The sequence below is a fragment of the Sulfitobacter sp. 1A12779 genome (assembly GCF_043557315.1).
Classification (GTDB): domain Bacteria; phylum Pseudomonadota; class Alphaproteobacteria; order Rhodobacterales; family Rhodobacteraceae; genus Sulfitobacter; species Sulfitobacter faviae.
Genome location: NZ_JBIFFU010000003.1, coordinates 88,412 through 107,501, shown reverse-complemented (window position 1 = coordinate 107,501; position 19,090 = coordinate 88,412). Strand labels below are relative to the sequence as shown.

Sequence of the window (19,090 nt, the reverse complement as noted above, 5' to 3'; positions counted from 1 at the left end):
CAACCCGCAAGGAGCGCCCATGGACCTGCCCTTTGACGGCGCGATCAGCGCCTTTTACGAAAACGACGCCCCCGAGGACATCCGCCAAGCGATCCAACGGGCCGACAAGGACAATATCCTTTCGCCCAGCTATCCGCATGATGAACGCCTGTCGCGCAAGACCTATGAGCGCGACTATGACCGTTTGCAGATCGAAATGGTCAAACTGCAATCCTGGGTGCGCGAAACCGGGCAGCGCGTCGTCATGGTCTTCGAGGGCCGCGACGCTGCTGGCAAAGGCGGCACAATCCGCCGTATGCGCGAGAACCTCAGCCCGCGGTCTGCGCGGGTGGTGGCCCTGTCGAAACCCACCGAAACCGAGCAGGCCGAGTGGTATTTTCAACGCTATATCAAACATCTGCCCACGGCGGGCGAGATGGTTTTTTATGACCGCTCTTGGTACAATCGCGGGGTGGTGGAAAAGGTCTTTGACTTCTGCACCCCCGAACAACGCGCGCATTTCTTTGAACAGGTCACCCCGTTCGAGCAGATGCTCGTCGAAGACGGCATTCACCTGATTAAGTTCTGGCTCAACGTGGGCCGCGCCGAGCAGTTGCGCCGCATGTTGTCGCGAGAATCCGATCCGCTGAAACAGTGGAAACTCAGCCCCATCGACGTCAAAGGTCTCGCGAAATGGGAGGAGTATTCCGCCGCCATCGCCGAGACGCTGATGCGCAGCCATACGGATGAAACCCCGTGGACGGTGATCCGCTCTGACGACAAACGCCGCGCCCGTCTAGCGGCCATGCGCCATCTGCTGCACCGTTTCGACTATCCTCAGAAAGACGCCAAGGCGATCGGCAAGATCGACGACGAAATCTGCGGCGCACCGGACATCTGGGATGCCTAAGCGCGGCTACCACCACGGCAACCTGCGCCAAGCGCTGATCGACGCGACGCTTGAGTTGATCGAGCAGCGCGGCCCCACGGGTTTCACCCTTTCCGAGGCTGCCAAACGCGCGGGCGTCACCCCCGCGGCGGTCTATCGCCATTTTGAGGGCCGCGAAGACCTCATCGCCGAGGCCGCGCATCAAGGCTATGATATCTTTGCCGATTTGATGGAATTCGCCTATCAATCCGGCCAGCCCTCGGCGCTCAAAGCCTTTGAGGCGACGGGCCGCGCCTATCTTGCCTTCGCCCGCAAACATCCCGGCCATTATATCGCAATGTTCGAATCCGGCATCTCGGTCAACCGCACGCCGGAACTGGCCCATGCTGCCAACCGCGCCAATGCGGTGCTGGAACGCGCAGCGACCGACCTCAGCCAGCATATCCCGGCGGACAAACGCCCGCCCGCCTCGATGTTCTCGGCCCATATCTGGGCGATGAGCCATGGCGTGGTCGAGCTTTTTGCCCGTAACTCACCCGGTCGCGCCTCGCCCTTCCCGCCCGATGACCTGCTGGAAACCGGGATCGGGATTTATCTGCGTGGCTTGGGGTTGGTCAGCCCTGACGAGTGACAGCGGCGGCCCTTAGGCCGCCACTTTCATCTCCTGCAAGACATCCGCCGCAATCTCGAACGAGCGCAGGCGCGCGGAGTGGTCGTGAATCTGCCCGGTCAAGATCAACTCATCGGGTCGGTGCTGCGCGATCAGCGTTTCCAACTGGCGTTTCACCGTCTCACGGCTGCCCACGGCAGAGATGCGCAGGGCGTGGTCGACCCCTTGGCGCAGGCCCGCGCCGATCTCGGCATCAATGTCGCGCACCGGGGCTGGCAGCTTGCCGGGGCGGCCTGTGCGCAGACGGGCGAAAGCCTGCTGCATGGTGGTCCGCAGATAGGCGCCCTCCTCATCCGTCTCAGCGGCAAAGACGTTCACCGCCAGCATGAAACGCGGCTTAGGGCAGGCTTCGGATGGTTTGAAATCCCGGCGATAGATCGCCGTGGCCTCTTCCAAGGCGTCCGGCGCGAAATGTGAGGCAAAGGCATAGGGCAGCCCAAAATGCGCCGCCAATTGCGCCCCATAGAGCGAGGAGCCGAGGATCCAGATCGGCACATGCGTCCCCTCTCCCGGATGGGCGCGGACCGGCGCGCGGGGATCGGGCGCACCCAGATAGGCCATCAACTCGGCCACGTCATCGGGGAACTGATCGCCCGCGCTCATGCCCCGGCGCATGGCGCGCATCACCGCCTGATCGCCGCCCGGCGCGCGGCCCAGCCCCAGATCGATCCGGTCACCATGAATCGCCGCCAGCGTGCCGAACTGTTCGGCAATGGCCAAGGGCGCATGGTTTGGCAGCATCACCCCACCCGCGCCGACGCGAATCTCTTTCGTGTGGTCCGCCACATGCCCGAGCAGAACCGAGGTCGCCGCCGAGGCGATGCCGGGCATATTGTGATGCTCCGCCATCCAAAACCGGTGATAGCCCTTGGCTTCGGCGAGTTGCGCCAGAGCGACGGAATTGGCGATGGCGGTGGTGGTGTCCGACCCTTCGGGCACGGGCGCAAGATCAAGAACTGAATACTGCATGACTGTCTCCTGTGTTGGGGCTGATATAGGCAGGCACAGCCCCGCCCGGAACCACGTCGCCTGATAAAAACCAACGACTTGGGCGAAATTTCCGTCGATCACAATGTTATGTTCTAACGCATGCCAGATATGCGCAATCGGGCCTTGCCGCCCCCCGGTGAGCGCCCTATCCGAGGGGCCTTCACAACCTGACCTCGCCAGTCGCAGACAAGCTATGGTCCAAAACTAGGCAAATGCCAAGAATATCAAACATCTTATCGGGTTCGGCCTCACCGCCGGGCTGCTCTCCTCTGCTGCCTATGCGCAGGAAAACGTCACCACCGGTTTCGACCCGGTCATCGAAGACCGCAGCATGACCTCCATGGTTGGCTGGACCGCCGGCGTCTCTGCCGCGACACGGTTCAACACGTCGGATGATTTCGATCACGTTGAGAACGAAGTCGAAGGTTTTGTCGAGCTGACCTACGGCGGCTTCCACACCGGGCTGAGCGCGACTTCGCTTTACCAAGACCCCACCGATGACGTCGAATTCGAAGCAAACCTCGGCTACGGCGCGGACTTCGGTCAAGGCCTGAGCTGGGATCTGACCTATGGCTACATCTGGCTGAACGATTCTAAAGACCACAGCGAAGAGATCACCGCGACGCTGGGCTTCCCCATCGGGCGCGACGCCTCGGGCGCATTCGCCGTGATCATCGACCCCGACAATGGCGAAAGCGATCAGGAAGTCGCGTTTGAAGCGCCCCTGTCCGAGCGTTGGACCGCCGTTGGCCTCATCGGCAACAGCGACCGCGACGACAACATCTTTGCCGAAGCCGGTGCCGTTTATGACTTCGGTGACGGCGTCACCTTCGAAGCGCTTTACGAAGACACCAACGATGGCGACGGCGTGCTGGGCTTCACCGTGAGCTACGAAATCGGCGGCTAAGCCGTCTCGGGATCAGAAGCGATCCGACCCTAAGGCCGCTGCGGGAGACCGCGGCGGCCTTTTTCATGTGCCGCGGCCAACCCTGCCCACCGCAACGAAAAAGGGCCACCCCGGAGGGCAGCCCTTTCGCAAAATATGACCGGTAAGCTTAACGCTTGGAGAACTGGAAGCTCCGGCGCGCTTTGGCCTTACCGTATTTCTTACGCTCGACAACGCGGCTGTCGCGGGTCAGGAAGCCTGCCGCTTTCAGCGCACCGCGCAGGGAGGGATCGTAGAGCTGCAGGGCCTTGGAGATGCCGTGCTTGACCGCGCCCGCTTGACCGGACAGACCGCCGCCTTTGACAGTCGCGATCACGTCGAACTGACCTTCGGTGTTGGTGATGCCGAAAGGCTGCGCGAGGATCAGCTGCTGCACGGGGCGCGCGAAGTATTCGTTCTGCGGCTTGCCGTTCACGATAACCTTGCCGGAACCCGGCTTGATCCAAACGCGGGCGACCGCGTCTTTACGTTTGCCGGTGGCATAGGCGCGGCCCAGTTCGTCACGAACCGGCTCACGGGGGGTCACTTCGGTCTCGGTGCCCTGCACGCCGCCGATGTTGTCGGTCACGGCTGCTTCCAGACCGTCGAGGGATTTGATTTCGTCAGCCATGCTCATGCACTCCGCGTGTTTTTCTTGTTCAGGGATTTGACATCCAGAACTTCGGGGCTCTGCGCCTCATGGGGGTGTTCGCTACCTGCATAGACGCGCAGGTTGGTCATGATCTGGCGGCTCAGGCGGTTGCCGGGCAGCATGCGCTTGACCGCTTGGGTCACAACACGCTCAGGATGTGCGCCTTCGAGGATCTGTGCCTTGGTGCGCGATTTGATGCCACCGGGGTGGCCGGTGTGCCAGTAGAAGTGCTCTTCGCGCTTCTTGCCGGTCATCTGCACCTTGTCGGCGTTGATGACGATCACGTTGTCGCCGCAATCCATATGCGGCGTGAAGGACGGCTTGTGCTTGCCGCGCAGGCGCATGGCAACGATCGAGGCGAGACGGCCCAGCACGACGCCTTCGGCGTCGATGATGATCCATTTCTTGTCGATATCTGCCGGTGTCGCAGAAAAGGTTTTCATGGATGAATTCCCGTTTGAGGTTGGTCGGAACGAGGAATCCCCGCCCGTTGTCTGATGGAGGCGTTATAAACACCTGCATCGCCGGGTCAAGCGCAGCAATACCTGATTTCATCAGCTAAAACAATACGTTATAATTTAGGTATAATAATACCCCATATTTCTACACGCTGATCTGCTCCGGTGGATTGTCCAGAAGGCAGCGCAGCCGCTGCATCGCCGCCTCGAAAGAGCGCAGGGAGACATGGGCATTCACGGCAATGCGCACCGCATGGGGTGCGCGGCCATCGCGCAGGGCAAATTCATCGGCCGAGCGGATCTGCACGCCCTGCGCCTCTGCCGCGCGGCAGAACCCGGCGGCCCGCCACCCCGGCGGCAGTTGCAGCCAGAGGAAGGGCACATCGCGCGACCATTCCAAGGCATGGCCGCCCAGATGGTTCACCGCCACTTCGACATATTCCGCCAGTCTTTCACGAATATCCGCGCAGATCCCTTTGAGCCTTGGGTCCGTCAGCAGAATCCGCGTGGCTTCGGCCAAGGGACGCGCGAGGCCGAAATAGCCATATTCCGCCACCCGCCGCAGGTCCGCCGCGCGGCCTGCGGGCGCCAGCGCAAACCCCACCCGCAAGGCAGGCGTCAATTCCTTTGAGATCGAAGAGACATGCCAGACATGCTCGGGCCAAAGCGAGCGATAGCTCGGCGCGCGGGCGTGGCCCATGCGGTAGCAGTCATCCTCCAAAATCTCCAACCCATGCCGTTTGGCGACTTCCAAAAGCGCACGCCGCCGTTCAAGGCTGGTGTGGCTGCCCGTGGGGTTATGCACCTCCGGCGTCGTGCAAAAGACCTGCGCCCCGCTGTCGCGCGCGGCCTTGTCCAGCGCCTCTGGCAGCACGCCCTCTGCGTCCATCGCCACGCCGACCACCTCGGCCCGCAGCACCTCCGCCGCGCGGCGAAACCCGGCGTAGGAGAGGTCTTCGACCAGCATCACCGGCTTCGGCCCTGAAAGGATCGCTTGCAGTACCAATACAATCCCGCTCTGCCCACCGTGCGACAGCACGACGTCACGCTCGCTCAGCGGCCCGAGCGCGAGATGCGACAGCCAGTCGACCACTGCTTGCCGCACCGGGGCATAGGCGTCGCGGGTGGGATAGTTCATCAGGTCTTCGCCCGGCACATCCGCCACCTGTCGCAGGGCGCTGCGGATCAGCGCCACCTGCCCCATGTCCGGCAGGCGTGGGCTGAAGAGGCTGACCGCATCCGTATCGGCAACCTCCAACTCCTTGATCCAACTATCTTGTTCGCGATTCCAGACATCCTCGCGGATGGCCGCCTGCGGCGGGGCGATAAAGGTGCCACGGCCCACCTCGGCCTCCAACAGACCCTCATCCGTGAGGATGGTATAGGCCCGCGCCACGGTGCCGGGGGTAATCCCCAATTGCCACGCCAGTTCCCGCACCGGCGGCAGCTTATCCCCCACCGCCAGAGCGCCGGAGTCGATCCCCTGCCGGATGGTCAGCGCGACGAACTTGTACTTCGGCCCCTGCCCCTCGGCCAATGTCGGCTGCCAAATTGTACCCATTACAATATTCCTGTGGTCAAATTGTATCGCGCTTTGTACCTTGTACCTGTAGGCATTCTACACTTTGTGTCAATACAATTTCGCCAATACAAATTCAAGGAGTTCCCCCATGACACAGGCACGCCCCCTTACCGCTGATGCAATGACATTGATGACATACCGCGCGCTGCCGGTCCCTGCGGTGATTGCGCTGCGCTTTGCGGCGGTCGTGACCACATGGGCGGCCCGCCGACGCACCCGGATCGCGCTTGCCGCGCTTGAACCGTGGGAGCTTGAAGATGCGGGACTTACACCGGAACAAGCCTCGGCCGAGGCTTCCCGCGTGTTCTGGCAGGCGTAGCTTCCCTGTGGCGACTGCCAGATCTCTTCCTCGGGCCGGGTTTTCCCGGCCCTTTTTTGTGGCCTCTGAGAATTCCTCGGCCCGGAATCAAGCCGCAGGCGCCGGGCCATCGCCTGCCCGCCCCGGCGGGCTGGCGATTTGGGGAGGCGGGGCGCTTCTGCGAGAAGGCGCATCACGGCTGCGCCATAAAGTGGCATGGACCGGCGTCGCAATCGCCACCCCACGGTCAGGCGCTGGCCCTAAACTCTGCCCCTCACCCCATCGACGCTGGCGGAATCGCATAGGTCAGCCCGGCCCGCGCCACGGGCTTGTCCGACCCTTCGGAATAGATCAACACATCCGTCACCGACAGCTGTCGCCCCAGCTTCAGCAGCTTGGCATGGGCCACCAGCGGCACATCCGCCAGCGGTTTACGCATGAAATCAATCGAGCAATTTGTCGTCACCGCCAGCGCCTTGGGCCCGATCATCGCCAGTGTCACCAGATAGGCCGAGACATCCGCCAGCGCGAACATCGACGGGCCTGAAACAGTCCCTCCGGGACGCAGATGGCGACGGCTGGTCAACAGGCGCATGGTGATCTCGTTCTCGGCCACATGATCCACGGCGAAATCATCCGCCACCTGATCGAACACCTCCCGCATGAAGGCTTCCAACGCCTCCGCATCCATCACCACGGCCATACTTGTCCTCCCTGCTGTCCTCGGCGTAACGTTGGCGTGATCAACCGGGGAGGGCAAGGTGGCAATTCTTGACGTTACGGCACGCGGGCCGGTGACCCACCTGCGCATGAACGCCCCCGAACGGCTGAACGCCCTGTCGGACGAAATGCTGGCCGCCCTGCACGCGCGCTTCGACAAATTGGCCCAGGACCGCGCCACGCGGGTCATCGTCCTTTCCGGCGCTGGCAAAGCCTTCTGCGCGGGCCACGACCTGCGCCAGATGACCGCCATGCGCCAAGCCGAAGACGGGGGAGCGGCGGGCTTCAAAGATCTTTTCGACCGCTGCGCCGCCCTGATGGCCCGCATCCAAAGCCTGCCGCAGCCCGTCATCGCGCAAGTACATGGCATCGCCACCGCCGCGGGCTGTCAGCTTGTCGCCACCTGCGATCTGGCCATCGCCGCGGATGACTGCCGCTTCGGCGTCAACGGCGTGAACATCGGCCTCTTCTGCTCGACCCCAATGGTCGCCCTGACCCGCAACATCCCGCGCAAACAGGCGTTTGAGATGCTCACCACCGGAGACTTCATCTCCGCCCACCGCGCTGCTGAACTAGGCCTGATCAACCGCGCCGTGCCGGGCGACCAACTGGCCCAAGAGACCGAGGCACTGGCCGAGAAGATCGCCGCCAAACTCGGCACCGCCGTCGCGCATGGCAAAGGCGCCTTTTACCAACAGATGCAGATGCCCAGCGAACAGGCCTACGCCTTCACCGGTGAGGTCATGGTCCGCAACATGCTTGAGGCGGAAACACGCGAAGGCATCGACGCCTTCTTGGAAAAACGCCGCCCCGATTGGTCCCAATGATTGTTTCCAAAACCGCCAGCCTTTGTTGCCACGCTGGGGCTGGCAAATCTGGCGAAATCACGGCATAGTTATGTTAGGGGATAGAAACCCTGATGATTTTGGGTCGCCGCAGGCGGAAGGTCCCTCCGGGTCAGCCTCTCACTGACCGACCATTCCCGCCGCGGCGACCCCAAAACCATTCCTCTCCCGCAGCCTCATCGCGCCCTCTTGCCTGTTGCGTGCGGCGCTGCCCTGCCCTACATCGCCCCCATGACAGATACATTGCACATCATCGGCGGCGGCATGGCCGGATCAGAGGCGGCTTGGCAAGCGGCAAACGCGGGCGTGAAGGTCGTGATCCACGAAATGCGCCCCAAGGTTGAAACCTTCGCCCACCAAACCGGGCTTCTGGGCGAGATGGTCTGCTCCAACTCCTTCCGCTCGGATGACGATGAGCAGAACGCCGTCGGCCTGCTGCATTGGGAAATGCGCGCCGCCAACGGGCTGATCATGGCCTGCGCCGACAAAAACCGCCTGCCCGCAGGCGGCGCATTGGCGGTGGACCGCGACCCCTTCGCGCAGAGCGTCACAGACACGCTGCTCGCCCACCCCAATATCACCGTGGAATATGGCGAGATCGCCGAACTGCCCCGCGACGGCAAATGGATCATCGCCACCGGTCCGCTGACCTCAGGCAAGCTCGCCGAAGCCATCGCGGCTGAAACCGGCGCCGAGGCGCTGGCCTTTTTCGACGCCATCGCGCCGATCGTCTATTTCGACAGCATCGACATGTCCAAAGCTTGGATGCAGTCGCGCTATGACAAGGGCGAGACCGAAGAAGAGCGCACCGCCTACCTCAACTGCCCGATGGACAAGAAGCAATACGAGGATTTCATCGACGCGCTTTTGGCCGCCGAAAAGACCGAGTTCCGCGAGGGCGAAACCGCAGGCTATTTTGACGGCTGCCTGCCCATCGAAGTGATGGCCGAACGGGGCCGCGAAACCCTGCGCCACGGCCCGATGAAACCCGTGGGGCTGACCAATCCGCATCAGCCCGAGGTCAAGGCCCATGCCGTGGTGCAATTGCGCCGCGACAACAAACTGGGCACGCTTTACAATATCGTCGGCTTCCAGACCAAGATGAAGTACGGCGCGCAAACAGATGTTTTTAAACGTATTCCGGGCCTAGAAAACGCGCGCTTCGCCCGTTTGGGCGGCATCCACCGGAACTCCTTCATCAACTCGCCGACACTGCTCGACGACCAGATGCGCCTGCGCAGCCGCGACAATATCCGCTTTGCGGGTCAGATCACCGGTGTCGAAGGCTATGTGGAAAGCGCCGCCATGGGCCTGCTGGCGGGCCGTATGGCCGCTGCCGAAATCAAGGGCGGCAGCCTGCCCACCCCGCCCGACAGCACCGCCATGGGCGCGCTGATCACCCACATCACCGGCGGGGCCGAGGCAAAAACCTTCCAGCCGATGAACGTGAACTTCGGCCTTTTCCCCCCGGTCGAAGGGCTGAAATCGGGCCGCCGTGGCCGCAAGGACCGCTACAAAGCCTATACGGACCGCGCCAAGGCCGATTGGCAAACATGGCTTAATCAAGGTTAAGGCGACGGGGGTTAACACTGGATCCTCCCGCCCATCCCCCATATCCTAGGGACATGACACAGCATTTCTTTGACAAGGCCTATGCGGCGCGGGACACCAATGTGATCCGCAGCCTCTATGACGAATGGGCAAGCAGCTATGACGAGGACATCAAGGCGCAGGGCTATGCCACGCCCAACCGCGCCGCTGCCACGCTTGCAGAATTCCTCGACGACAAAGACCTGCCGATCTTCGACATCGGCTGCGGCACCGGGCTGTCCGGCGCGGCGCTGAAACAGGCGGGTTTCACCACCATCGACGGCGGTGATGTATCCGCCGCCATGCTGGAGGAAGCGCGCAAAAAAGGCATATACCGCAACCTATTAGAACTCGAAGTTGACGCGCCACTTCCCTTTGCGCCCGGAACTTATGCAGCGATCAGCGCCATCGGCGTGATCGGCCCCGGTGCGGCCCCGATCACCCTCTTCGATACGCTGATGCATGGATTAGAAAAGGACGGTAAGCTCCTATTTTCACTTAATGAAAAGGCGTTGGAAGATCGCGGCGCTTTGGGCATGATCCACGAATGGACCGATTGCGGCGCGGCGATCCTTCTCTTTGCCGAGGAAGGGCCGCACCTGCCCGGGATCGACATGAAGTCTACCGTCTATCTGATTGAAAAGAATTGACTCTTACCACCAGATTCGCGCCATCTCCGACCGGACCACTGCACCTCGGCCATGCCTATTCCGCGCTCTTGGCCCATGATCTGGCAAAGGCCGCAGGGGGCGATTTTCTGCTGCGGATTGAAGACATCGACCAATCCCGCGCGCGTGCGCATTGGGAGGCGCAGATCTACGAAGACCTCGCGTGGCTGGGCATCGACTGGCCGCAACCCGTCATGCGGCAATCGGATCGAATGGCGGCCTATGAAGCCGCCATAGATGTCCTCTGGTCGCGCGGTCTGCTCTATGCCTGCACCTGCAACCGCCGCGACATTGCCGCTGCCACCAGCGCGCCGCAAGAGGGAGCAGAACCCGTCTACGGCCCCGATGGCCTCATCTACCCCGGCACCTGCCGCACGGCAGGCCACTCCAAAGGCTCCGGCGCCCTGCGCCTCGATATGCGTAAGGCACTGGGAACCCTTGACAATACCAAGCTAAGCTTCACCGAGAACGGCCAGGGGCCGAATGCCGAAACCGGAAAGATCACCCTTTCCCCCGATCAGTTGATCGGCACGGTCGGGGATGTGGTCTTGGCCCGCCGCGACATGGGCACGTCCTATCACCTGTCGGTCGTGCTCGACGACGCCGCGCAGGGGGTGACGCTGGTCCCGCGCGGGGCCGATCTGTTTGAGGCGACCTATATTCATGTGGTGCTACAGGCATTGCTGGACCTGCCGACGCCGCTCTATCACCACCACCGGCTGATCCGCGATGAGAGCGGCAAACGACTGGCCAAACGTGATGACGCCCGCGCCATCGCGCTCTATCGCGAGAACGGCGCCACCCCCGGCGAAATTCGTGAAATCGTCGGGCTTTAGCGCACGCTCTTAATCCATTGGCTTCATCAGTTCGACCTCTTCACCGTCCTGAATGCCGGTGTAAAAGCAGCTCCGCCGCCCGGTATGACAAGCCGGCCCGGTCTGATCCACCATCACCAACAGGCAGTCCCGGTCACAATCGACGCGCATCTCGACCAGCTTTTGCACATTGCCGCTGGTTTCGCCCTTCACCCAGAACGCCTGCCGCGAACGGCTCCAATAGGTGACCTTGCCGGTCTCGAGGCTGCGCGCGATGCTCTCAGCATTCATCCACGCCAGCATGAGCACCTCATGGGTCTCGGCGTCCTGCGCGATGGCCGGGATCAACCCCGCTTCGTTGAACTGAACGCTAGCAGGATCAAATGTCATCGGGCACCTCGTGGAAATATTTGCATCTGTCTCTGCGGCGCTTATGTAGGGTTTCAGCACGAAAAGGAACAGCCCATGTCGGATGAGACGGACCTCATCAAGCTCTACTCCGCGCGCATTCTCGCGCTCGCGGCTGAGATCCCCCACTTGGGCCGCATGGAGGCCCCGCAGGCCAGCGTGAAACGCCGCTCGCCGCTCTGCGGCTCCACCGTGACGGTCGATGTGCGGGTTGAGGATGGGCATCTGGCCGAGATGAAGCAGGACGTGAAAGCCTGCGCCTTGGGGCAAGCCGCCGCCGCCGTGGTGGGCGATGCCGCCCCCGGCAGATCGCTTGCGCAGATCGCAACCGCACGCGATCAACTGCGCGCCATGCTCAAGGGCGAAGGCCCGGTGCCGGATGCCCCTTTCGACGGTTTCGAAGTGCTGACCCCCGCCACGGCCTATAAAAACCGCCATGCCTCCATCATGCTCAGCATCGAAGCATTGACGGAAGCGATGCAAGAGGCCGAGGCACCTGCCGAAGCGGGCGAGCGCTGAACGCGGGCAACCTCAGCCCCCTTTCCCCCCTGAAAAGCTAAAAAAAAAACGCCGCACATCCTGCGAAGGATGGCGGCGTCAGTCGGCGTGCCTCATGTGGGACCCACTTTGCCGAAACCCGACGCGGACAGGCAAGTCGGAGCATCAAAATTGGGACGGATGCAGCGGCAAAGCGGCATGAGAGCCTTGGCAGAACTCAGATAAAGGCGGGCAGATGCAGACCCACCACCAGCATCACGATCAAAGCGGCGGCCCCCACTGCATCTTGCAGCAATGTGGCCTGTGATCTGACGGCGATAGATTTCAGCGCAGTGTAAGTCATCATCAATACCTCCTTATCTGTGTTGCTTCTTTGTTCTCATTTCTTCGCCCACAAGTAAAGAACTTTTTGAGAACATTCGCGAACATAATGAGGTTTTGACTACTAACCCACTGTTATCAAACGGATCGCCTCATCCTGGCGCATGAGCCACAAAAGCACCCTCACGGCCTTGCCGCGCGGCCCTTCGAGACTGGGGTCATCGACCAGAAGCTTGCGGGCATCCGATTGTGCCACCGCCATCAGGCCCGCCTGACGCTCCAAATCCGCCACGCGGAAACGCGGCACGCCGGACTGCGCCGTGCCAATCAGATCCCCCGTGCCGCGCATCTTCAGGTCGGTTTCGGCGATGACAAACCCGTCCTCGGATTCGCGCAGCACCTCAAGCCGCTGACGGCCCGTCTCGCTCAGCGGCGCTTGATACATCAAAAGGCAGGTCGACGCGCCTGAGCCCCGCCCGACGCGACCCCGCAACTGGTGCAGCTGCGCGAGGCCGAAAATTTCGGCCCGTTCCACCACCATGATTGTTGCATTGGGCACGTCGACGCCGACTTCGATCACCGTGGTGGCGACCAGCACCTTGGTCTCCCCCGCTTGGAAGGCGCGCATGGCGGCGTCCTTCTCGGCGGGAGGCATCTGGCCGTGGACCAGCCCGACAACGCCCTCGCCCAGAGCGGCACGCAGACGTTTAAACCGGTCCTCCGCCGCCGTGAGATCACTGACCTCGCTTTCCTCGACCAGCGGACACACCCAGTAGCATTGCCGCCCCTCGCTGATCGCATGGCGCATCCGGTCGATGACCTCATCCATCCGTGCGGTCGAGACGAGCGCGGTGCGAATGGCCTGCCGCCCGGGAGGTTTTTCGTCGAGAATCGAGACATCCATATCGCCGTATTGCGCCAGCGCCAGACTGCGCGGGATCGGCGTGGCGGTCATCACCAACACATCAGCGAGCTTCCCCTTGCGGCCCAGTTCCAGCCGCTGCCGCACGCCGAAACGGTGCTGTTCGTCAACCACGGCGAGGCGCAGATCGGCAAAGCTGACATCGGCCTGAAAAACCGCATGAGTGCCGACGAGGATTTGGATATCGCCGCGTTCCAGCGCCGCGAGCTTGGCCCGACGCTCGCCCCCCTTGTCGCGCCCGGTGAGCAGTTCCAGCACAACGCCCGCCTGTTCCGCCAGCGGTTGAAGCCCCATAAGGTGCTGACGGGCAAGGATTTCCGTCGGCGCCATCAGCACCGCTTGCCCCCCGGCCTCCACCGCGCGCAAGAGCGCCATGAAAGCCACCAGCGTCTTGCCCGCCCCGACATCGCCCTGTAACAGGCGGTTCAACCGCGTCTCGCGGCCCATGTCGGCGGTGATCTCTTCGATCGCGCGCTGTTGCGCACCAGTGGGGCGATAGGGCAAGGACGACAGCACCCTTTGCTGCAGCCGTCCGTCGCCCCGGTTCGCCCGCCCCATCTTGCGCCGCTCATTCTGTCGCGCCAGCGCCAAGGTCACCTGATGGGCGAAAAGCTCATCATAGGCCAACCGCTCGCGCGCAGGCGCGGTGGCGGTCAGGTCTTCGGCCTTCTGCGGATCATGCGCGGCCTCTGCGGCGGCGGCAAAATCGGGCCAGCCGGCCTGCGCCACCTGCCCCGGATCGGCCCATTCGGCCACCACCGGCAGCCGTTTCAACGCGCCGCGGGTGGCCTTGTACATCAGCTTTTGTGTCAGTCCGAAGGTCAGCGGATAAACCGGCTCAAAATCGGGAATGCTGCTGGCCTGATCCTCCGGCACCGCGAAATCGGGGTGGACCATCTGCGCCATCCCGTCGAAAAACTCCACCCGGCCCGAGACGATGCGGCGGCTGCCTTCGGGCAATTGGCGCTGCCAGTAATCGCCCCGCGCGTGGAAATAGACCAGTTGAAAACTGGTCTGCGCGTCCTCAACCATGATGCGATAGGCGCCGCCCTTGTTGCGGGCCTGGCGATGCGCACCGATGGTGACCGCGACGGTCAATGTCGCGGGCAGATGCGCGTCCTTCACGCTGTCGCGCAAACGGCGGTCGATGCCGGAATGCGGCAGGGTAAAGATCAGGTCGCGCGGCGCTTGGATGCCCAATTGCTCCAGCAATTGCGCGGTTTTGGGCCCCACCCCTTCGAGCGTTTCCAGCCCGGCGAAAAGCGGGAAAAGCTGTTCCGGTCTGCCGCTCATTGGCCGTCGATCAGGGCCAGCCAGCCGTCTTCATCCAAGGTCTCGATCCCCAGTTCGGCAGCCTTTTTGGCCTTGGACCCCGCCCCCGGCCCCGCGACCAGGATGTCGGTCTTGCCGCTGACCGAGCCCGAAACCTTGGCCCCCAAACGCTCCGCGCGGGCCTTGGCCTCGGCACGGCTCATCTTCTCCAAGGTGCCGGTGAAGACGACCGTCTTGCCCGCCACGGGGCTGCCTTCGGTGTCGGGCCGCTCGGCAGGAATCACGGTCAGATGCGCCACCAACCGGTCAATCGAGGCGCGCTCCGCCTCTTGCGCGAAGGCTGAAACGAGCGAGCCTGCCATGACGCTGCCCACCCCATCGACGCCGATCAGATCGTCCCACGCCGGGCCGTCCAGCCCGCGCGCCTCGGCCATGGCGGCCTCGAAACTCTGCCAATCGCCGTAGTGGAGCGCGATCAGGTTCGACGCCGCCTCGCCCACATGGCGGATGCCGAGGGCAAAGATCAGCCGCGCGATGGGGATTTCACGACGATCTTCAATGGCTTGGAACAGGTTTTCGGCCGATTTCGGCCCCCAGCCTTCGCGGTTTTTCAACTGCTGCACGCCGCTGCCGTAACGCTCTTTCAGGGTGAAGATATCCGCAGGCTCTGCAATCCAGCCGTCGTGGTAGAACTGTTCGACCTGTTTGGCCCCCAGACCGTCGATGTCAAAGGCTTTGCGGCTGACGAAATGGATCAGCTTTTCAACGGCTTGGGCCGGGCAGATCAGCCCGCCCGTGCAGCGTCGCACCGCATCGCCCGGCTCGCGGATCGCATCCGATCCGCATTCCGGGCAGGTGATCGGAAAGACGAAAGGCGCCGCATCCTCGGGGCGTTTCGACAGGTCCACATCGGCCACTTTGGGGATCACATCGCCCGCGCGGTAGATCTGCACCCAGTCCCCGACGCGCACATCCTTGCCACCGCGGATTTCGGCGCCCTTGCTGTCGAGCCCTTTGATGTAATCCTCATTGTGCAGCGTGGCGTTGGAGACGACGACACCGCCCACCGTCACCGGCTGCAACCGCGCCACGGGGGACAATGCGCCGGTGCGGCCGACCTGAATGTCGATGCTTTCAAGCCGGGTCCATGCCAGTTCGGCGGCGAATTTATGGGCCACGGCCCAACGCGGCGTGGTCGAGCGAAAGCCGAGCCGGTCCTGCAGCGCGAGGTCATCGACTTTGTAGACCACGCCGTCGATGTCATAGCCAAGGGTGGCGCGCTGCGCCTCGATCGCCTCATAATGGGCGACCATATCGCCCGGCCCCTCGCAAAGCGCGGTCAAAGGGTTGGTCGAGAACCCCAGTTCCGCCAAACGGTCGATGGCGCCCTTTTGGGTGTCAGCAAAGGGCGCCGAAAGCGCGCCCCAAGCATAGGCGAAGAACCGCAGGGGCCGTGCGCGGGTGATTTCGGGGTCCAATTGTCGCAGCGATCCGGCAGCGGCATTGCGCGGGTTGGCGAAAGTCTTGCCGCCCCTTTCCGCCTGCCGCGCGTTCAGGGCCGCGAAATCGGCGTGGCTCATATAGACCTCGCCGCGCACCTCCAGCAGATCGGGCGCATTCTTGAGCTCTTGCGGGATGTCTTTGATCGTGCGAGCGTTCGCGGTGACATTCTCGCCCACGGCGCCATCGCCGCGGGTGGCGGCTTGGACCAGCACGCCGTTTTCGTAGCGCAGAGAAAGCGACAGCCCGTCGATCTTGGGCTCGGCCGTATAGGCCAGCGGCGCATCGGCGCCGAGGCCGAGGTATTTGCGGATTCGTGCGTCGAATTCGGTGACTTCCTCGGCGTCGAAAGCATTGGCGAGCGAGAGCATCGGCACCGCATGGCGTATCTTCCCAAAACCTTCGGCGACCGGCGCGCCGACCTGTTCGGAGGGGCTATCGGCGCGCTTGAGGTTTGGGAAACGCGCTTCGATCTCGGCATTGCGGCGTTTGAACGCGTCATATTCCGCATCGGAGATTTCCGGTGCATCTTCCGTATGATAGGCGGTGTTCGCCGCGCGCAACACCTCGGCCAGCCGGGCCAATTCCGTCTCTGCCTGCGCTTTGGTCAGCGCTTCAACCTCGATCTGGGATGTCACGATCTGCCCCCGATATTGTCATCTGTCGCTTAGATAGGTGGCGATCAGGGGCAGGTCTAGCGATTTCAGGGCGAATGATTTCAAGCCCGGACCGAACGGGATCAGGCGCTGGCGGCCAAATCCATTTCCACCGGGTCAGGATCGCGCAAGACATAGCCGCGGCCCCAGACCGTCTCGATATAGCTCTCCCCGCCGGTGGCTTGGCTCAGCTTCTTGCGAAGTTTGCAAATGAAGACATCGATGATCTTCAACTCAGGCTCATCCATGCCGCCATAGAGGTGGTTGAGAAACATTTCCTTGGTGAGGGTCGTGCCCTTCCGCAGGCTCAGGAGTTCGAGCATCTGATATTCCTTGCCGGTCAAATGCACGGGGGTATCATTCACGCTGACGGTCTTGGCATCAAGGTTCACCGCCACTTGGCCCGTCTTGATGATGGATTGCGAATGCCCCTTGGACCGCCGAATGATGGCATGGATCCGGGCGACCAATTCCTCCCGATGAAAGGGTTTGGTCAAATAATCGTCGGCGCCGAAGCCGAAGCCCCGCAGCTTATTTTCCGTATCGTCGGAGCCCGAGAGGATCAGGATCGGCGTCTCGATCCGGGCGAGCCGTAACTGGCGCAGCACGTCATGGCCGTTCATATCCGGCAGATCGAGGTCGAGCAGGATCAAATCATAATCGTAAAGCTTGGCCAGATCGATTCCCTCTTCGCCCAGGTCGGTGGCGTAGACGTTGAGATTCGCATGGGTCAGCATCAGTTCGATACTGCGAGAGGTCGTTGGGTCGTCTTCAACTAACAATACACGCATTTCGGTTACTCCGGCTCATCTTGGACGATGGGCTCACCCTGAGCAAAAAAGGTTAACTACCCGTTACCGATACTCGATAGGATAGGTTAACAACTTAAAGTTGTCTATATTTTTTCAAGGCCGTGGCTTTCAGCGCCGCCTCCCCATGTTCGGTAACCGCATGTAACCACTCCATAAATTCTTCGTCACTGATACCGTAACGCTCCAGCGCTTCGGATTGGGTGATCAGCCCATAGACCACCCCCCGCACCACCGCCGCCTTGCGCGAGGCGACCCATCTGTGGGTATCGGCGCTTGGCAAATCGGCGCGGGACATCACGCTCCCGTCAGCGAGGGTAACAGACCGTGGCCCATCGACTTTTTTCAGGTACATCGCATCATCCGCCATTGTTTTGGCGTCCAATAACCCCCACCTGCCTTAACGCGGCGTGAAGCCCGCCCTTGTGACTAGGTAGGATTTTCCTATATTCGCGCACAAACTCCGGAGAGACCCATGGCCCTTGATCAGACCCCGCCGCTCAATTCGCTTGGCTTTGCCAAAGCGCCTGCCGATACGCGCGTCGTCGTGGCGATGTCGGGCGGCGTGGACAGTTCCGTCGTCGCGGCCATGCTCAAGGACGAGGGCTATGACGTCGTAGGCGTCACCCTACAGCTTTACGACCACGGTGCCGCGCTGGCCAAGAAAGGCGCCTGCTGCGCGGGGGTCGACATTCAGGATGCCCGCCGCGTGGCCGAGGAGATGGGCTTCCCGCATTACGTCTTGGACTATGAGAACGTCTTCAAGGACGCCGTGATTGACGAGTTTGCCGACAGCTACCTCGGCGGCGCCACGCCCGTGCCCTGCATCCGCTGCAACGAGCGGGTGAAGTTCAAGGACCTGCTGGAAACCGCCAAGGATCTGGAGGCCGACTGCATGGCCACCGGTCACTATATCCAGCGCAAGATGGGCGAGAACGGACCGGAGTTGCATGCCGCTGCCGATGGCAACCGCGACCAGAGCTATTTCCTCTTCTCCACCACCGAAGAGCAGCTGTCCTACCTGCGCTTCCCGCTGGGCCATCTGCCGAGCAAGGACGACACCCGCAAGCTCGCCGCGAAATACGGGCTTGAGGTCGCCGACAAGCCCGACAGTCAAGACATCTGCTTTGTCCCGAACGGCGACTACGCCGCGGTGATCCGCAAACTGCGCCCCGAGGCCGCTGATCCGGGCAATATCGTCGACACTGAGGGCAATGTGCTCGGCAGCCACGAGGGCGTGATCCATTACACCATCGGCCAGCGCCGCGGCCTCGGCATCGGTGGTTTGGCCGATCCGCTTTATGTCGTGAAGCTCGACCCAGAGCGCAAAGAGGTGGTCGTCGGTCCGAAATCCATGCTCGCCACTCGCAAGATCCCGGTGCGCGAGATCAACTGGCTGGGCGATGCGCCCCTAACCTCGCAGGCGGAATGGAACATCGCCGTGCGCGTGCGCTCTACCCGTCCGCCACGCGATGCGATCCTGCGCCCGATTTCCGAGACAGAGGCCGAGGTCGAGCTACTCACCGCTGAGGAAGGCGTCTCTCCCGGGCAGGCCTGTGTTTTCTATGACACTGACAGCACGCGCATTTTCGGCGGCGGCTGGATCCACCGCGGCTGACAGCC

At 62.4% G+C, this 19,090-nt stretch carries 21 protein-coding genes; 10 read left to right on the top strand and 11 right to left on the bottom strand.

Going from position 1 to position 19,090, the window contains the following annotated elements; genetic code table 11:
* The first annotated feature begins 19 nt into the window (after positions 1–19).
* Both ppk2 and ACGYLQ_RS05680 read left to right on the top strand, forming a co-directional pair.
* Positions 20–889 carry a polyphosphate kinase 2 gene (ppk2, locus tag ACGYLQ_RS05685; protein ID WP_394441037.1) on the top strand — a complete coding sequence of 290 codons (870 nt, stop codon included), beginning with the start codon at positions 20–22 and terminating at the stop codon, positions 887–889.
* The gene (locus tag ACGYLQ_RS05680; protein WP_394441035.1) at positions 882–1,499 is read left to right on the top strand and encodes a TetR/AcrR family transcriptional regulator; all 618 of its coding nucleotides are present in this window, start codon (positions 882–884) and stop codon (positions 1,497–1,499) included. Before ppk2 ends, ACGYLQ_RS05680 begins: the two co-directional genes overlap by 8 nt.
* Positions 1,500–1,511: 12 nt before the next feature.
* On the opposite strand, the gene ACGYLQ_RS05675 is transcribed toward ACGYLQ_RS05680, so the two are convergent.
* Entirely contained in the window at positions 1,512–2,507 is a 996-nt protein-coding gene (locus ACGYLQ_RS05675; protein ID WP_394441033.1) for an LLM class flavin-dependent oxidoreductase, read from the bottom strand.
* Positions 2,508–2,859: 352 nt separating this feature from the next.
* Here ACGYLQ_RS05675 and ACGYLQ_RS05670 point away from each other — a divergent pair, with 352 nt between their 5' ends.
* A complete protein-coding gene (locus ACGYLQ_RS05670) occupies positions 2,860–3,435 on the top strand; it encodes a hypothetical protein (protein WP_394441030.1) in 576 nt (191 codons plus the stop codon).
* A gap of 148 nt (positions 3,436–3,583) precedes the next feature.
* Here the strand turns inward: ACGYLQ_RS05670 and rpsI are convergent, their stop codons facing one another.
* The 3 genes from rpsI to ACGYLQ_RS05655 all read right to left on the bottom strand — a co-directional run bounded on the left by rpsI (position 3,584) and on the right by ACGYLQ_RS05655 (position 6,124).
* A complete protein-coding gene (rpsI, locus tag ACGYLQ_RS05665; protein WP_067266905.1) occupies positions 3,584–4,084 on the bottom strand; it encodes a 30S ribosomal protein S9 in 501 nt (166 codons plus the stop codon).
* A gap of 2 nt (positions 4,085–4,086) precedes the next feature.
* Positions 4,087–4,548 carry a 50S ribosomal protein L13 gene (gene rplM / locus ACGYLQ_RS05660; RefSeq protein ID WP_067266879.1) on the bottom strand — a complete coding sequence of 154 codons (462 nt, stop codon included), beginning with the start codon at positions 4,546–4,548 and terminating at the stop codon, positions 4,087–4,089.
* Positions 4,549–4,708: 160 nt separating this feature from the next.
* Positions 4,709–6,124 carry a PLP-dependent aminotransferase family protein gene (locus ACGYLQ_RS05655; RefSeq protein WP_394441027.1) on the bottom strand — a complete coding sequence of 472 codons (1,416 nt, stop codon included), beginning with the start codon at positions 6,122–6,124 and terminating at the stop codon, positions 4,709–4,711.
* A gap of 109 nt (positions 6,125–6,233) precedes the next feature.
* Here ACGYLQ_RS05655 and ACGYLQ_RS05650 point away from each other — a divergent pair, with 109 nt between their 5' ends.
* Positions 6,234–6,464 carry a DUF1127 domain-containing protein gene (locus ACGYLQ_RS05650; RefSeq protein ID WP_067266882.1) on the top strand — a complete coding sequence of 77 codons (231 nt, stop codon included), beginning with the start codon at positions 6,234–6,236 and terminating at the stop codon, positions 6,462–6,464.
* Between the two features lie 253 nt (positions 6,465–6,717).
* Here ACGYLQ_RS05650 and ACGYLQ_RS05645 read toward each other — a convergent pair whose 3' ends face one another.
* The gene (locus ACGYLQ_RS05645; RefSeq protein ID WP_209218884.1) at positions 6,718–7,146 is read right to left on the bottom strand and encodes a PaaI family thioesterase; all 429 of its coding nucleotides are present in this window, start codon (positions 7,144–7,146) and stop codon (positions 6,718–6,720) included.
* Between the two features lie 58 nt (positions 7,147–7,204).
* On the opposite strand from ACGYLQ_RS05645, the gene ACGYLQ_RS05640 reads away from it, so the two are divergent.
* From ACGYLQ_RS05640 to gluQRS, 4 genes are all read left to right on the top strand, one after another.
* Positions 7,205–7,990 (top strand): enoyl-CoA hydratase, encoded by a 786-nt coding sequence (locus ACGYLQ_RS05640; RefSeq protein WP_394441025.1) that lies wholly within the window; start codon positions 7,205–7,207, stop codon positions 7,988–7,990.
* A gap of 249 nt (positions 7,991–8,239) precedes the next feature.
* Positions 8,240–9,580: a methylenetetrahydrofolate--tRNA-(uracil(54)-C(5))-methyltransferase (FADH(2)-oxidizing) TrmFO gene (gene trmFO / locus ACGYLQ_RS05635; RefSeq protein WP_394441022.1), complete on the top strand. Its 1,341-nt coding sequence runs from the start codon at positions 8,240–8,242 to the stop codon at positions 9,578–9,580.
* A gap of 53 nt (positions 9,581–9,633) precedes the next feature.
* Entirely contained in the window at positions 9,634–10,248 is a 615-nt protein-coding gene (locus ACGYLQ_RS05630) for a class I SAM-dependent DNA methyltransferase (RefSeq protein ID WP_394441019.1), read from the top strand.
* The gene (gene gluQRS, locus ACGYLQ_RS05625) at positions 10,245–11,102 is read left to right on the top strand and encodes a tRNA glutamyl-Q(34) synthetase GluQRS (protein ID WP_394441016.1); all 858 of its coding nucleotides are present in this window, start codon (positions 10,245–10,247) and stop codon (positions 11,100–11,102) included. Before ACGYLQ_RS05630 ends, gluQRS begins: the two co-directional genes overlap by 4 nt.
* Before the next feature lie 9 nt (positions 11,103–11,111).
* Here gluQRS and hisI read toward each other — a convergent pair whose 3' ends face one another.
* Positions 11,112–11,471: a phosphoribosyl-AMP cyclohydrolase gene (hisI, locus tag ACGYLQ_RS05620; RefSeq protein WP_394441014.1), complete on the bottom strand. Its 360-nt coding sequence runs from the start codon at positions 11,469–11,471 to the stop codon at positions 11,112–11,114.
* A 75-nt stretch (positions 11,472–11,546) separates the two neighbouring features.
* On the opposite strand from hisI, the gene ACGYLQ_RS05615 reads away from it, so the two are divergent.
* On the top strand, positions 11,547–12,008 hold the full coding sequence (locus tag ACGYLQ_RS05615) for an iron-sulfur cluster assembly scaffold protein (RefSeq protein WP_394441011.1): 462 nt from the start codon (positions 11,547–11,549) through the stop codon (positions 12,006–12,008).
* A 196-nt stretch (positions 12,009–12,204) separates the two neighbouring features.
* Here the strand turns inward: ACGYLQ_RS05615 and ACGYLQ_RS05610 are convergent, their stop codons facing one another.
* The 5 genes from ACGYLQ_RS05610 to ACGYLQ_RS05590 all read right to left on the bottom strand — a co-directional run bounded on the left by ACGYLQ_RS05610 (position 12,205) and on the right by ACGYLQ_RS05590 (position 17,822).
* Positions 12,205–12,333 carry a hypothetical protein gene (locus ACGYLQ_RS05610; RefSeq protein WP_394441008.1) on the bottom strand — a complete coding sequence of 43 codons (129 nt, stop codon included), beginning with the start codon at positions 12,331–12,333 and terminating at the stop codon, positions 12,205–12,207.
* A 99-nt stretch (positions 12,334–12,432) separates the two neighbouring features.
* Positions 12,433–14,523: an ATP-dependent DNA helicase RecG gene (recG, locus tag ACGYLQ_RS05605; protein WP_394441006.1), complete on the bottom strand. Its 2,091-nt coding sequence runs from the start codon at positions 14,521–14,523 to the stop codon at positions 12,433–12,435.
* On the bottom strand, positions 14,520–16,640 hold the full coding sequence (ligA, locus tag ACGYLQ_RS05600; protein WP_394441003.1) for an NAD-dependent DNA ligase LigA: 2,121 nt from the start codon (positions 16,638–16,640) through the stop codon (positions 14,520–14,522). The genes recG and ligA overlap by 4 nt, the downstream gene beginning before the upstream one ends.
* A gap of 101 nt (positions 16,641–16,741) precedes the next feature.
* A complete protein-coding gene (ctrA, locus tag ACGYLQ_RS05595) occupies positions 16,742–17,449 on the bottom strand; it encodes a response regulator transcription factor CtrA (RefSeq protein ID WP_136720308.1) in 708 nt (235 codons plus the stop codon).
* A 94-nt stretch (positions 17,450–17,543) separates the two neighbouring features.
* Positions 17,544–17,822, bottom strand: coding sequence for a DUF1153 domain-containing protein (locus ACGYLQ_RS05590; protein WP_394441243.1), 279 nt, complete (start codon positions 17,820–17,822; stop codon positions 17,544–17,546).
* A gap of 120 nt (positions 17,823–17,942) precedes the next feature.
* Here ACGYLQ_RS05590 and mnmA point away from each other — a divergent pair, with 120 nt between their 5' ends.
* Positions 17,943–19,085: a tRNA 2-thiouridine(34) synthase MnmA gene (mnmA, locus tag ACGYLQ_RS05585; RefSeq protein WP_394441000.1), complete on the top strand. Its 1,143-nt coding sequence runs from the start codon at positions 17,943–17,945 to the stop codon at positions 19,083–19,085.
* Positions 19,086–19,090 lie beyond the last annotated feature (5 nt).